General features: G+C 62.7%; 14 protein-coding genes and 1 pseudogene. 2 read left to right on the forward strand and 13 right to left on the reverse strand.

Annotated elements, in window-relative coordinates:
- Positions 1–15: 15 nt before the first annotated feature.
- Positions 16–195: pseudogene (locus tag C5F71_RS15780) on the reverse strand (heat-shock protein); the annotation flags it as partial.
- Between the two features lie 109 nt (positions 196–304).
- Between C5F71_RS15780 and C5F71_RS15785 the strand changes: the two are divergent.
- Positions 305–646, forward strand: coding sequence for a co-chaperone YbbN (locus C5F71_RS15785; RefSeq protein WP_104911484.1), 342 nt, complete (start codon positions 305–307; stop codon positions 644–646).
- A 38-nt stretch (positions 647–684) separates the two neighbouring features.
- On the opposite strand, the gene C5F71_RS15790 is transcribed toward C5F71_RS15785, so the two are convergent.
- Positions 685–1,953: an Hsp70 family protein gene (locus tag C5F71_RS15790; protein WP_029297755.1), complete on the reverse strand. Its 1,269-nt coding sequence runs from the start codon at positions 1,951–1,953 to the stop codon at positions 685–687.
- A 272-nt stretch (positions 1,954–2,225) separates the two neighbouring features.
- Between C5F71_RS15790 and cbpA the strand changes: the two genes are divergently transcribed.
- Complete coding sequence (gene cbpA, locus C5F71_RS15800; RefSeq protein WP_104911485.1) at positions 2,226–3,170, forward strand: curved DNA-binding protein; 945 nt, start codon at positions 2,226–2,228, stop codon at positions 3,168–3,170.
- 170 nt (positions 3,171–3,340) lie between these two features.
- On the opposite strand, the gene C5F71_RS15805 is transcribed toward cbpA, so the two are convergent.
- The 11 genes from C5F71_RS15805 to urtB form a co-directional block, all read right to left on the reverse strand.
- Positions 3,341–4,468, reverse strand: a complete 1,128-nt coding sequence (locus C5F71_RS15805; RefSeq protein WP_070994281.1) for a sensor histidine kinase KdpD — start codon at positions 4,466–4,468, stop codon at positions 3,341–3,343.
- Between the two features lie 95 nt (positions 4,469–4,563).
- Positions 4,564–6,264, reverse strand: coding sequence for an urease subunit alpha (gene ureC / locus C5F71_RS15810; protein ID WP_092233120.1), 1,701 nt, complete (start codon positions 6,262–6,264; stop codon positions 4,564–4,566).
- A gap of 111 nt (positions 6,265–6,375) precedes the next feature.
- Positions 6,376–6,681 (reverse strand): urease subunit beta, encoded by a 306-nt coding sequence (locus tag C5F71_RS15815; protein WP_070994282.1) that lies wholly within the window; start codon positions 6,679–6,681, stop codon positions 6,376–6,378.
- Positions 6,678–7,211, reverse strand: a complete 534-nt coding sequence (locus tag C5F71_RS15820; protein ID WP_029297748.1) for a GNAT family N-acetyltransferase — start codon at positions 7,209–7,211, stop codon at positions 6,678–6,680. The genes C5F71_RS15815 and C5F71_RS15820 overlap by 4 nt, the downstream gene beginning before the upstream one ends.
- 5 nt (positions 7,212–7,216) lie before the next feature.
- Complete coding sequence (locus C5F71_RS15825; protein ID WP_029297747.1) at positions 7,217–7,747, reverse strand: GNAT family N-acetyltransferase; 531 nt, start codon at positions 7,745–7,747, stop codon at positions 7,217–7,219.
- A 9-nt stretch (positions 7,748–7,756) separates the two neighbouring features.
- On the reverse strand, positions 7,757–8,059 hold the full coding sequence (locus C5F71_RS15830) for an urease subunit gamma (protein WP_032862374.1): 303 nt from the start codon (positions 8,057–8,059) through the stop codon (positions 7,757–7,759).
- A gap of 175 nt (positions 8,060–8,234) precedes the next feature.
- Complete coding sequence (locus C5F71_RS15835; RefSeq protein WP_104911486.1) at positions 8,235–9,074, reverse strand: urease accessory protein UreD; 840 nt, start codon at positions 9,072–9,074, stop codon at positions 8,235–8,237.
- A 30-nt stretch (positions 9,075–9,104) separates the two neighbouring features.
- Complete coding sequence (gene urtE, locus C5F71_RS15840) at positions 9,105–9,803, reverse strand: urea ABC transporter ATP-binding subunit UrtE (RefSeq protein ID WP_029297740.1); 699 nt, start codon at positions 9,801–9,803, stop codon at positions 9,105–9,107.
- Positions 9,804–9,960: 157 nt separating this feature from the next.
- The gene (urtD, locus tag C5F71_RS15845; RefSeq protein ID WP_029297738.1) at positions 9,961–10,821 is read right to left on the reverse strand and encodes an urea ABC transporter ATP-binding protein UrtD; all 861 of its coding nucleotides are present in this window, start codon (positions 10,819–10,821) and stop codon (positions 9,961–9,963) included.
- Entirely contained in the window at positions 10,818–11,897 is a 1,080-nt protein-coding gene (urtC, locus tag C5F71_RS15850; RefSeq protein ID WP_104911487.1) for an urea ABC transporter permease subunit UrtC, read from the reverse strand. The genes urtD and urtC overlap by 4 nt, the downstream gene beginning before the upstream one ends.
- Complete coding sequence (urtB, locus tag C5F71_RS15855; protein ID WP_104911488.1) at positions 11,897–13,399, reverse strand: urea ABC transporter permease subunit UrtB; 1,503 nt, start codon at positions 13,397–13,399, stop codon at positions 11,897–11,899. Before urtB ends, urtC begins: the two co-directional genes overlap by 1 nt.
- Positions 13,400–13,466 lie beyond the last annotated feature (67 nt).

Consider the following 13,466-nt stretch of genomic DNA (forward strand, 5'->3'; position numbering starts at 1 on the left):
GGTCTTAACTAAAGATCAGTAGCCGTAACGCTTGCTGGCCTCAATCGCCAACCCGCTACCAATGCTGCCGAAGATATTGCCTTCTACATGCTGGGCATTGGGCAGCATCGCCGAAATGCTCTGGCGCAGGGCCGGGATGCCGCTAGAGCCGCCGGTGAAGAACACCGTGTCGACCTGGGCCACGTCTACCGAGGCGTCGTCGAAGTGGTTCAGACCTGTTATTTCTGACAGTAGACCCACCACGGGTTTGATGGTCTGCTCTTGATTGCGCAGTATCATCTTTTGTTTCGACAGGAGCTAAATCATGTCTTTGCCTACGGTAGATGCCAGCAGCTTTGAAAGTCGTGTGCTCAAGTCCACAACCCCCGTGATTGTGCTGTTCAGTAATGCCAGCAAACAATCTTCAAACAGAATGGTCGCGACACTGGAGGCAGCAGCCCAGGATCAGGGCAAGGCTATTGAGTTCCTCGAAAAGACGCTGGAGGTAAATGGCACGATCGAGAAAACGCCTGCTTATGACGTGCAGTCCGCGCCAACCACGCTCTTTTTCCGGGACGGAAAATTAGTCCGCACGGTTGTCGGTTTTTATGACTATGCAGATACCTTCAAGGCATGGGTCGATCAGTTGGCCAAAGGTGAGGCCTGAAGAAATCGCCCCGTGCCATCACGAGGCGATTTCTTCACTCAGTAGCCGTAACGCTTACTGGCCTCAATCGCCAACCCGCTACCAATGCTGCCGAAGATATTGCCTTCTACATGCTGGGCATTGGGCAGCATCGCCGAAATGCTCTGGCGCAGGGCCGGGATGCCGCTGGAGCCGCCGGTGAAGAACACCGTGTCGACCTGGGCCACGTCTACCGAGGCGTCGTCGAGCAGTTGGGTCACGCTGTTGCGCACCCGCTCCAGCAGGTTGTCGATGGAGGACTCGAACAGGGCGCGGCTCAGTTCCACGCTCAGGCCTGGTTCTACCCGGTCCAGCGGTACATGGCGGCTGTCGTCGTGGGTGAGGTGGATTTTGGTTTCTTCCACCTCCATCGCTAGCCAGTGCCCGGCGCGCTGTTCGATCAGCTTGAACAGGCGGTCGATGCCACCGGTGTCCTCGATGTCGTAGCGCATGCTGCCCAAAGCAATCTGGGATTTTTGCGAGTACACCGAGTTGATGGTGTGCCAGGTGGCCAGGTTCATATGGTGGCTGGTGGGCATGTAGGCGCCGCTTTTCATACGGCTGCCGTAGCCGAACAGCGGCATCATGCCTTGCAGACTCAGCTGTTTGTCGAAGTCGGTCCCGCCGATATGCACGCCGCCGGTGGCGAGGATGTCGTCGTGGCGGTTGTCGTGCTTGCGTCGCTCGGGCGACAGGCGCACCAGGGAGAAGTCGGACGTACCGCCGCCGATGTCGACAATCAGTACCAACTCTTCTTTTTCAATGGTGGACTCGTAGTCGAAGGCTGCGGCAATCGGCTCGTACTGGAACGAGACTTCCTTGAAGCCGAGCTTGCGGGCTACGTCCACCAGGGTGTCTTCGGCCTCTTTGTCGGCCATCGGGTCGTCGTCGACGAAAAATACCGGGCGGCCCAGCACCACTTCCTCGAACTCACGACCGGCGGTGGCTTCGGCGCGGCTCTTGAGCTGGCCGATAAACAGGCCCAGCAGGTCCTTGAACGGCATGGCCGTGCCCAGCACGCTGGTGTCGTGCTTGATCAGCTTGGAGCCCAAAAGGCTCTTGAGCGAGCGCATCAGGCGGCCTTCGTAGCCTTCCAGGTACTCGTGCAGCGCCAGGCGGCCATAGACCGGGCGGCGTTCTTCGAAGTTGAAGAACACCACTGACGGCAGGGTGATCTTGTCGTCCTCCAGCGCGATAAGCGTTTCCATGCCGGGACGGATCCAGCCGACAGTGGAGTTGGACGTGCCGAAGTCGATGCCGCAGGCACGGGCTGGGGAGGTGTTGTTCATGTCTAACAGGTTCCGGTTAAAAAACGGCCGCGCAGTGTATGTCACTCGCGTGCAGATGCGTAGGCCGACTATCCGCTAAATACAGCAGACTTGTTACCTTGAAAGGTCGGCTCTTTGCCCCCAACTCCTGTGCATACGGTTGGTGGCTGTCGAAAGGATCAAGTTTGTCCTGCAAGCCGCCGATAATTTTCTGACGCACCTCGAATCGCCCCGCAATGCCCCGGCAGGCAGGGCGCGACTGTGCGATCTCGATAACGGATGGTGATGCCCCCATGGATTTCAAAGACTATTACAAGATTCTTGGTGTCGAGCCGACGGCCGACGACAAGACAATCAAGGCCGCTTATCGCAAGCTGGCGCGTAAGTATCATCCCGACGTCAGCAAGGAAAAGGACGCGGAAGCGAAGTTCAAGGACGCCTCGGAAGCCTATGAAGCGTTGAAAAGCGCAGACAAGCGCGCCGAATACGACGAGTTGCGCCGCTATGGCCAGCACGGTCAGCCCTTCCAGGGGCCGCCAGGCTGGCAGAGCCGTGGCGGGTTTGGCGGTGGCCAGGATACGGGCGAGTTTTCGGACTTCTTCAGCTCGATCTTCGGCTCGCGCGGCAATGGTTTTGGCGGTACCCAAGGGCGCAGCCCCGGCCGTCGCGGCCAGGATGTGGAGATGGAACTGCCGGTGTTCCTGGAAGAGACCCTGTCTACCGAGTCCAAGGCGATCAGCTTCCAGATTCCGCAATACGATGCGTCGGGCCGGCATGTCAGCAACACCACCAAGAGCCTGAATGTAAAAATCCCGGCCGGCGTGGCCGATGGCGAGCGCATCCGCCTCAAGGGCCAGGGCGCGCCGGGAATTGGCGGTGGGGCCAATGGCGACCTGTACCTGATCATCAAGTTTGCGCCGCATCCCAAGTTCGAAGTCGACGGCGAAAACCTGATCATCAACCTGCCTCTGGCACCCTGGGAGCTGGCGTTGGGCGCGGAAGTCGCGGTGCCGACGTTGACCGGCAAGATCAACCTCAAGGTCCCGGCCGGCAGCCAGAATGGCCAGCGCATGCGCGCCAAGGGCCATGGCTTGCTGAACAAGGCCGGGCAACGCGGCTATCTGTTTGTGCAGCTCAAGGCCGTGATGCCCAAAAGCAGCGACGAAGAGGTCAAGGCGTTGTGGCAGGAGCTGGCGAAAAAGGCTGATTTTGATCCGCGGGAAAACTGGGCTCGCTAAGGGGGGGAGCGGGCTTGCTTGTTGTGGCGAGCGGGCTTGCCCCGCGCTGGGCTGCGAAGCAGCCCTACACCCTGCCACTGAGGTGTATCTGCAAGAATACGGTGGCCTTTGTTGGGGCTGCTTCGCACCCCAGCGCGGGGCAAGCCCGCTCGCCACAATAAACAATCGCACTAGCACCGTCGCGGCAGCACCACGGTGAATGTGGTGCCTTCGGCCTCGCTGGAGGTCACTTCAATCGTGCCCTGATGGGCCAGCACCACTTCCTTGACGATAAACAGCCCCAGCCCGAGGCTGGTCGAGGTGTTGCCCAGTTCTTCAGTGGCGCTGCGTACCAGTGGGTCGAAGACGGTGCCCAGCGCCGCCTGGGGAATTGGGATGCCGTAGTTGTGCACGCTCAGTTCCACGGTGTCGGGCGTGCCCTTGAGGTTCAGGGTCACGGCCTGGCTGTTGAGGCCGTGCTGCAACGCGTTGCCAATCAGGTTCTGCAGCAGTTGATCGATTCGCCCACGATCCCACTGCCCCTGGGTGTCGTCCTCGACATGCAAATGGGCCTGGCAATCCGGGCGACCAGCGCATGCTTCGTCGATGGCGGCCTGCGCGGCGTCAGCCAGGTTCATCGGCTTGGGTTCGATCGGCAGGCTGCTGCCCAGCCGGCTGCGCACAAACTCCAATAGATCGCGGACCATTGCCCCCATATGCCGGGCGCCATTTTTGATATTGCCCACCAGGCTCAAGCCTTGGCTGTCCAGCGCGACTTTGCGCAACAACATCTCGGTGGACATGTTCACCGCCTGCAACGGTGCGCGCAGGTCGTGGCCGAGGATGGCGAGGAAAATATCCCGCGAGCGATTGACCTGCTCGGCGTAGGCCGCGGTGGATTCGGCCAGGGCTTCGTCGATGGCCTCATTGAAGCGGATCATGTCCTGGAAGTACGTCATGTCCGGCACTTCGAGGCTATCGACCCACAGCCGGATCACACAGGCCCGCAGGTGGCGGAACTCGGAGGTCATCTGCACCAGGTCAAAACCCACGGTATGACGTAGCTCGCCATGGCTGGCGGCGGCTTCGTCCAGGCTTGGGGTTTTCTCCGGGCCTTCGCCCTTGGCCTTGGCCGCTTGTTCGTCGGCGCTCTGGCGGGTGTTCATGTCCCGTGCGGCGGCCAGCAGGATCGAGTGCGCGTGGTCGCGCAGCTGCGTGCGGTTCAGGGTGTCGGCGGCCGGGGTCAATGTTTCGGCAAACTGCTCCCATTCATCGACGATCCGCTCGGCATGCAACACGATGAATTCGGATAGGCCCATAGCCAGGTTCCCAAGTGCAAGACAGTAAAGAGGCGCATCGTAGCGCCTTACGCCTCTTCGCTTCACTGGCACACAGGGTTAATGCCGATGAACGGTCAGAATAGAAAGTAACGCTGGGCCATCGGCAACACATCCGCCGGTTCGCACCACAGCAATACACCGTCGGCCTTGACCTGATAGGTCTGCGGATCTACCTCGATCTCGGGCAGGTAGTCGTTGTGGATCAGGTCGGTTTTCTGCACCTGGCGGCAGCCCTTGACCACCCCGATCTGCTTTTTCAGGCCCAGGGCTTGCGGCAGGCCCTCGGCCAGTGCCGCCTGGCTGATAAACGTCAGGCTGGTGGCGTGCAGCGCGCTGCCGAAGCTGGCGAACATCGGCCGGTAGTGGACCGGCTGCGGCGTAGGGATCGAGCCGTTGATATCGCCCATCAGGCTTGAGGCAATCGCCCCACCCTTGAGAATCAACGTGGGCTTGATCCCGAAGAACGCCGGGCGCCACAGCACCAGGTCGGCCCACTTGCCCACCTCGATCGAGCCCACTTCATGGCTGATGCCATGGGTGATCGCCGGGTTGATGGTGTACTTGGCGATGTAGCGCTTGGCACGGAAGTTATCGTTGCCTGCTCCGTCCCCCGGCAGCGGCCCGCGTTGTTTTTTCATTTTGTCGGCGGTTTGCCAGGTGCGCATGATCACCTCGCCCACGCGGCCCATGGCCTGGCTGTCGGAGCTGATCATCGAGAATGCGCCAAGGTCATGCAGGATATCTTCGGCGGCGATGGTTTCGCGGCGGATGCGGCTTTCGGCGAAGGCCACGTCTTCGGCAATGCTCGGGTCCAGATGATGGCAGACCATCAACATGTCCAGGTGCTCGTCGATGGTATTGCGGGTGAATGGCCGGGTCGGGTTGGTGGAGCTGGGCAGCACGTTGGGGAAACCGCAGGCCTTGATGATATCCGGCGCATGCCCGCCGCCGGCCCCTTCGGTGTGGTAGGTGTGGATGGTGCGCCCCTTGAGCGCGGCGAGGGTGGTTTCGACAAAACCGGACTCGTTGAGGGTGTCGCTGTGGATCGCCACCTGCACATCGTATTCGTCGGCCACGCTCAGGCAGTTGTCGATGCTCGCCGGGGTGGTGCCCCAGTCTTCATGCAGCTTCAAGCCAATCGCCCCGGCCTTGACCTGTTCGATCAACGGCTCAGGCAGGCTGGCGTTGCCCTTGCCGGTAAAGCCGATGTTCATCGGGAACGCATCGCTGGCCTGCAGCATGCGCGCCAGGTGCCACGGGCCCGAGGTGCAGGTGGTGGCGTTGGTGCCGGTGGCCGGCCCGGTGCCGCCGCCGATCATGGTGGTGACGCCACTGGTCAGCGCCTCTTCGATCTGCTGCGGGCAGATGAAGTGCACATGGGTGTCGATGCCGCCGGCGGTGAGGATCATGCCTTCGCCGGCAATCACTTCGGTGCTGGCGCCGATGGCCAGGGTCACGCCCGGCTGGATATCCGGGTTGCCGGCCTTGCCGATCCCGGCGATACGCCCGTTCTTCAGGCCGACATCGGCCTTGACGATGCCCCAGTGATCGATGATCAGCGCGTTGGTGATCACCGTGTCGACCACGTCGGCGGCCAGCAGTTGGCTCTGGCCCTGGCCGTCGCGGATAACTTTGCCGCCGCCGAACTTCACTTCTTCGCCGTAGGTGGTGAAGTCCTGTTCCACTTCAATCCACAGCTCGGTATCGGCCAGGCGGACCTTGTCGCCGACGGTGGGGCCGAACATGTCGGCGTAGGCTTGGCGGCTGATTTTCATAGGGGTGTCCTGAAGAATTTGTGTTGAATGTGAATCCGCTATCGCAGGCAAGCCAGCTCCCACATTTGAAATGCATTCCCATGTGGGAGCTGGCTTGCCTGCGATGCGGCCCTACAGGTCGCCCATGATGCGTCCGGCAAACCCGAACACCCGGCGCAACCCCGCCAGCTCCACCAACTCCACCTCGCGGCTCTGCCCTGGCTCAAAGCGCACCGCCGTGCCCGCCGGGATGTTCAGGCGCATGCCGCGGCTCAGGGCACGATCGAAGGCCAGCGCGTCGTTGGTCTCGAAAAAATGGTAATGGGAACCCACCTGGATCGGCCGGTCGCCGCTGTTGGCCACGCTCAGGGTGACAGTGCGGCGGCCCACGTTGAGTTCGATTTCACCAGGCTGGATCTGATATTCACCAGGAATCATGCAGGTTGCCCCAGGGTCTTGTAGTAGATGGCGGTCGGGCTGTAGCGCCCGTCCGGGCTTTGGCAGTAGTCCGGCAGTTCGCCGATCTTGGTGTAGCGCAGCGCCTGGTAGAAAGCTTCGGCGGGGGAGCCGGCTTCGGTGTCCAGGTACAGCAGGCCGCGCTTGTGCTGGCGTGCGCACAGCTCCAGGGCGCTCATCAATTGCTGGCCGAGGCCGTGGCGCCGGGCGTCATTGCGCACCAGCAGCTTTTGCACCTCGGCGCGGTTGAGACCGTTGGCTTTCTGGCACAGCGCCAGTTGTACGCTGGCCAGCACCTGTTCATCGCGCACCACCACCCACAGCAGCAGGCTGGCATCCTCGATACCGGCCTGTACGCCGTCGAAATAGTCCCGTGCCTGAGCCGCGTCGAGGTCGGCCATGAAGCCCACCGATGCACCGTGCTGCACGGCGTCCAGCAACAGCTCAATCAAACCCTGGCGGTAATGGGCAAAGCTTTCGGTGTTCACTCGACGCAGTTGGGCGGCGCTCATTGCTGTTACTCCTTGTGAACCGCCGGCGGCTGGGCGCCAGGGTTGAGCATCAGTTGCATAAAGGTCAGGTCCAGCCAGCGGCCGAACTTGGTGCCCACCTGGGCCATTTGCCCGGTGATGCCAAAGCCCAGACGCTCATGCAGGCGGATCGAGGCCTGGTTGCCGCTTTCGATGGCGGCGACCATCACGTGTTTGTCGCAGGCCCTGGCGCGTTCGATCAGGGCCTGCATCAGCAGGGGGCCGAGGCCTTTGCCGCGTTGGTCATTGCGCACATACACCGAATGCTCGACGGTATGGCGAAAGCCGTCGAAGGGCCGCCAGTCACCGAATGAGGCATAGCCGACCACGTGCTCGGCCTCCACCGCCACCAGGATCGGATAGAACTGCGCCTGGCGCGCACTGAACCAGGCCTGGCGGTTGCCCAGGTCCACCGGTTGGTCGTTCCAGATCGCCGTGGTGTTGAGCACGGCATCGTTGTAGATATCGCGGATCGCCGGCAGGTCGCCGTGCACCGCGTCACGAATCAGCAAGGACATGGCCGGGCCTCAGGCGATGGGTTGGTGGACGGTCACCAGCTTGGTGCCGTCGGGGAAGGTGGCTTCGACCTGGATATCCGGGATCATCTCCGGGATGCCTTCCATCACTTGCTCGCGACTGAGCAGGGTGGTGCCAAAGTGCATCAGGTCGGCCACCGTGCGCCCGTCGCGCGCGCCCTCGAGCAGGGCGGCGGAGATGTAGGCGATGGTTTCCGGGTAGTTCAGCTTCACCCCGCGCGCCAGGCGGCGTTCGGCCACAAGGCCTGCGGTGAAGATCAGCAGTTTGTCTTTTTCCCGTGGGGTCAGGTCCATGGTCAGCAATCCGTCATAAAAAGCATTCTAAAAAACACCGAAAATCCAATGTGGGAGCTGGCTTGCCTGCGATGGCAGCACCTAGGTTTGTCTGGGGACCGAGTCGCCTGTATCGCAGGCAAGCCAGCTCCCACACAAGCCAGCTCCCACACAAGTTCAGTTCCACCTTGAATGTTCAGGTGTTCCAAATTCTTGGGGGCACAGCTTCACGCCCCAGCAATGCCGGGCGCAACAGCCGCCATAAATCAATCAACCAGGCCCGCGCCAGTAACGTCTCGCTGGCCAGGCAGCGCGCCACCAGCAAACCCGGCAGTTGGGTCAGGTCGCCGCGTACTGCATGCGGCAGCGCACGGCATTGTTCAAGCAGTTCGGTATCGATTTCCCCGCTCACCAGCAACGTGGCAAACACCGGCTGCCCATCCAGGCCAATCGGCGAGTCGAGCAGGCCGTCGTCGCCCACAATGCGTTGGCGCTCATGCCACAGCAACTGGCCGTCGCGGCGGATATCCAGGTGCGACTGAAAGTGCCCACGGTCGAAACGCTCGCCACTGGCCGGGCGCCCTAGCGCCACCACGTCCCAGTAGAACAGCCGGGCGTTGCCTTCGAGGTTGATGCGCGTGCTGAGTTCGGCCTGGGCGGCGCTGAACACGATGGTTTCCTGGGGCAGCCACTCCAGGGTGGCGCCGGCCTCGACCGTCAACACCACCTGCTGGTAGGCCGGCCCGCTGGCGCGATACCACTTGGCGGCGCCGGGGCTGGTCAATTGCGCCCACGCGCCCTCAGCCAGATGGGCGGTGATATCCAGGCGATCCCCACCGGCAATCCCGCCCGGCGGGTGCACGATGATGTGCTGGCACACCTCGGGGCCTTCGGCGTACAGGTGTTTTTGCACCCGCAGCGGGCCCAGGTGGCGGCGCAGTACCGGGCGCGTGGTCGCGCCGAATCGTGCATAGCCCAACTCCAGCGCGGCGTGCCAGCTGGGGGTGAACAGGGCGGTGGGGGCAGGCACAGTCATGGTTTGGGCTTATCGACAAGACGCTACAGATTAGATGGTAACCAGGCCGCGTACACCCTCGGCCTCCATATTTTCACCACGGCCTTGCTGGACGATTTCCCCGCGGGACATCACCAGGTATTGATCGGCCAGTTCGGCGGCGAAGTCGTAGAACTGCTCCACCAGCAAAATCGCCATGTCGCCGCGCTCGGCAAGTTTCTTGATCACCGCACCGATCTCCTTGATCACCGAGGGCTGGATGCCTTCGGTGGGCTCGTCGAGGATCAGCAGGCGCGGACGGCTGGCCAGGGCGCGGCCGATGGCCAGTTGTTGCTGCTGGCCGCCAGACAGGTCGCCACCGCGCCGATGCTTCATTTGCAGCAGCACCGGGAACAGCTCGTAGATAAACGCCGGGACTTGCTTGGCTTCGCTGCCGGGAAAGCGCGACAGGCCCATCAGCAGGTTTTCTTCCACCGTCAGCCGGCCGAAAATCTCCCGGCCCTGGGGCACATAGGCAATGCCGGCGTGTACCCGCTGGTGTGGCTTGAAACCGGTGATGGCCTTGCCTTCCCAGTTCACCGCGCCTTCCTTGGCGGGCAACAGGCCCATCAGGCATTTGAGCAGGGTGGTCTTGCCCACGCCGTTACGGCCGAGCAGGCAGGTGACTTCACCGACTTTCACGTCAAAGGACAGGCCGCGCAGGATATGGCTGCCGCCGTAGTACTGGTGCAGTTTGTCGACTTGCAGCATGTTCAAACTCTCCTCAATTCCCTGTAGGAGCGAGCGTGCTCGCGAAAAACGCCAAGGCACCGCGGGCATTCAGGCTCGGCGCGTTATCGTTGACGATCTTCGTCGGAACGCCGCCCGGAGCCAAGCTCGCTCCTACAGAGAGCAATCCGCATCGGGTTCAGCGACCGAGGTACACCTCGATGACGCGCTCGTTTTCCTGCACCTGTTCCAGCGACCCTTCGGCCAGCACACTGCCCTGGTGCAACACCGTGACGTGGTCGGCGATCGAGCCGACAAAGCCCATGTCGTGTTCCACCACCATCAGCGAATGCTTGCCCGCCAGGCGCTTGAACAGCTCGGCGGTGAACTCGGTCTCGGCGTCGGTCATGCCGGCCACCGGCTCGTCGAGCAGCAACAGCTGTGGGTCTTGCATCAGCAGCATGCCGATTTCCAGGAACTGCTTCTGGCCGTGGGACAGCAAGCCGGCGGGGCGTTGTGCCGACGCGCTAAGGCGGATGGTGTCCAGCACCTCTTCGATGCGGTCCTTCTGTTCCCCGCCAAGGCGTGCGCGCAGGCTGGCCCATACCGATTTGTCGGTCTTCTGCGCCAGTTCCAGGTTCTCGAACACGCTCAGGGCTTCGAACACCGTGGGCTTCTGGAACTTGCGGCCGATGCCGGCCTGGGCGATCTGCACTTCGCTCATGCGGGTCAGGTCCAGGGTTTCGCCGAACCAGGCCTTGCCGTGACTGGGGCGGGTCTTGCCGGTGATCACGTCCATCAGGGTGGTTTTGCCTGCGCCGTTGGGGCCGATGATGCAACGCAGTTCGCCAACGCCGATGTACAGGTTCAAGTCATTGAGGGCCTTGAAGCCGTCGAAGCTGACGCTGATGTCTTCCAGGGTCAGGATCGTGCCGTGGCGGGTGTTCAGGCCTTTGCCGGCGGCCTGGCCGAGGCCGATGGCATCGCGGCTGGTGCCCTGGTCGCGGTTCGGTTCGATGATCGGTTCGAGCATGAACTGGTCGGTTGCCGTGACTCTCATTGTTCGCCCCTTTTCTTCAACAGGCCGATGATGCCCTTGGGCAGGTACAGGGTGACGATGATGAACAGCGCCCCAAGGAAGAACAGCCAGTACTCCGGGAAGGCCACGGTGAACCAGCTCTTCATGCCGTTGACCACGCCGGCACCCAGCAGCGGGCCGATCAGCGTGCCGCGCCCGCCCAGGGCGACCCACACGGCGGCTTCGATGGAGTTGGTCGGTGACATTTCGCTGGGGTTGATGATGCCCACCTGCGGCACGTACAGCGCCCCGGCCAGGCCGCACAGCACGGCGCTCAACACCCAGACAAACAGCTTGAAACCACGGGGGTCGTAGCCGCAGAACATCAGGCGGTTTTCTGCATCGCGCAGGGCCGTCAGCACGCGGCCGAACTTGCTCCGGGCCAGGCGCCAGCCGATAAACAGGCTGCCCACCAACAGCAGCACCGTGGCCAGGAACAGCACCGCACGGGTGCCGGGTTCGGTGATGCCAAAGCCCAGGATGCTGCGGAAGTTGGTAAAGCCGTTATTGCCGCCAAAGCCGGTCTCGTTGCGGAAAAACAACAGCATCCCGGCAAAGGTCAGGGCCTGGGTCATGATCGAGAAATACACGCCCTTGATCCGTGAGCGGAAGGCGAAGAAACCGAACACCAGCGCCAGCAAGCCCGGCGCCAATACCACCAGGCACAGGGCCCAGAGGAAGTGCTCGGTACCGAGCCAATACCACGGCAGTTCGGTCCACGACAGGAAGGTCATGAACGCCGGCAACTCGCTGCCGGCGGCCTGGCGCATCAGGTACATGCCCATCGCGTAACCGCCGAGGGCAAAGAACAGGCCGTGGCCCAGGGACAACATGCCGGCGTAGCCCCACACCAGGTCCAGGGCCAGGGCGACGATGGCGTAGCAGAGGATCTTGCCCACCAGGGTCAGGGTGTAGGCCGAGACGTGGAATGCGTTCTCTGCGGGCAACAGCGACAGCAGCGGCAACGCCAGCAGCACGGCGAGGATCACCGCGCCCACCGCAATCGTCACCTTGGGGCCGGCCTTTTGCGCGGCCGTGAGCATCAATGGCTGGTTCATCAGTCGATCACCCGTCCTTTCAGTGCGAAGAGTCCTTGCGGGCGTTTCTGGATAAACAGAATGATCAGCGCGAGGATCAGGATCTTGCCGAGCACGGCACCGATCTGCGGTTCAAGAATCTTGTTGGCAATCCCCAGGCCGAAGGCGGCCATGACACTGCCGGCCAGTTGGCCGACGCCGCCGAGTACCACCACCAGGAACGAGTCGATGATGTAGCTCTGGCCCAGGTCCGGGCCGACGTTGCCGATCTGGCTCAGGGCCACGCCACCCAGGCCTGCGATGCCCGAGCCGAGGCCAAAGGCGAGCATGTCCACGCGCCCGGTGGGCACGCCGCAGCAGGCGGCCATGTTGCGGTTCTGGGTCACGGCGCGCACGTTGAGGCCCAGGCGGGTCTTGTTCAGCAGCAGCCAGGTCAGCACCACCACGCACAGGGCAAAGCCGATGATGACGATGCGGTTGTACGGCAGCACCAGGTTGGGCAGCACCTGGATCCCGCCCGACAGCCAGGCCGGGTTGGCCACTTCGACGTTCTGTGCGCCGAACAGCAAGCGCACCAGTTGGATCAGCATCAGGCTGATGCCCCAGGTGGCCAGCAGGGTTTCCAGCGGCCGCCCGTAGAGATGACGGATCACCGTGCGCTCCAGCGCCATGCCGATGCCGGCGGTGACAAAAAACGCCACCGGCAGCGCGAGCAACGGGTAGAACTCGATGGCCTGGGGCAAGTAGCGCTGCATCAGCAACTGCACCACATAGGTGGAGTAGGCACCGAGCATCAGCATCTCGCCGTGGGCCATATTGATCACGCCGAGCAGGCCGAAGGTGATCGCCAGGCCCAGGGCCGCCAGCAACAGGATCGAGCCCAGGGACATGCCGCTGAAGGCCTGGCCGAGCACCTCGCCCACCAGCAGCTTGCGCTTGACCTGGGCCAGGCTGGTTTCGGCGGCGGTGTGCACCCCGGCATCGGTTTCTACGCCAGGCGCCAGCAGCGCTTCCAGGCGCGTGCGGGCCAGTGGGTCGCCGGTGCTGCCCAGCAGACGCACGGCGGCCAGGCGCACGGCCGGGTCGGGGTCGACCAGTTGCAGGTTGGCCAGGGCCAGGCTCAGGGCGCTGTGTACCTCGTCATTGGTTTCGCTGGCGAGTTGCTGGTCGAGGAATTTCAGTTGCGCAGGTTGCGCGCTTTTTTGCAGGGTCTGGGCGGCGGCCAGGCGGACCTTGGGGTCGGCGGCGAGCAATTGCTGGCTGGCCTGCACGTTGTTGATCAAGCCACGCAGGCGGTTGTTCAGGCGTACGGTCTTGGTTTCGCCGTTGACGCTGACTTGGCCTTGTTGCAAGGCGTTGACCAACTCGATGCGCGCCGGGTCGGGCTGGGCGGCCCAGTCTTGCAACAGTTTGGCCTGTTGCATGGGGTTGGCCGCGAGGAAGTCTTCGGCATCGCCTGCGTGTGCGGCCAGGGGCAGCAACAGCAGGCAGGCCAGGATGAAACGGTGGAGGGCAGTGGGCATAAACAAATGTCCTGGTCATGCACGGACTAGGTTTATGTGGGAGCGAGCAAGTCGCACCGCCGCTCCC

Source organism: Pseudomonas sp. LG1D9 (assembly GCF_002949995.1).
Classification (GTDB): Bacteria; Pseudomonadota; Gammaproteobacteria; order Pseudomonadales; family Pseudomonadaceae; genus Aquipseudomonas; species Aquipseudomonas proteolytica.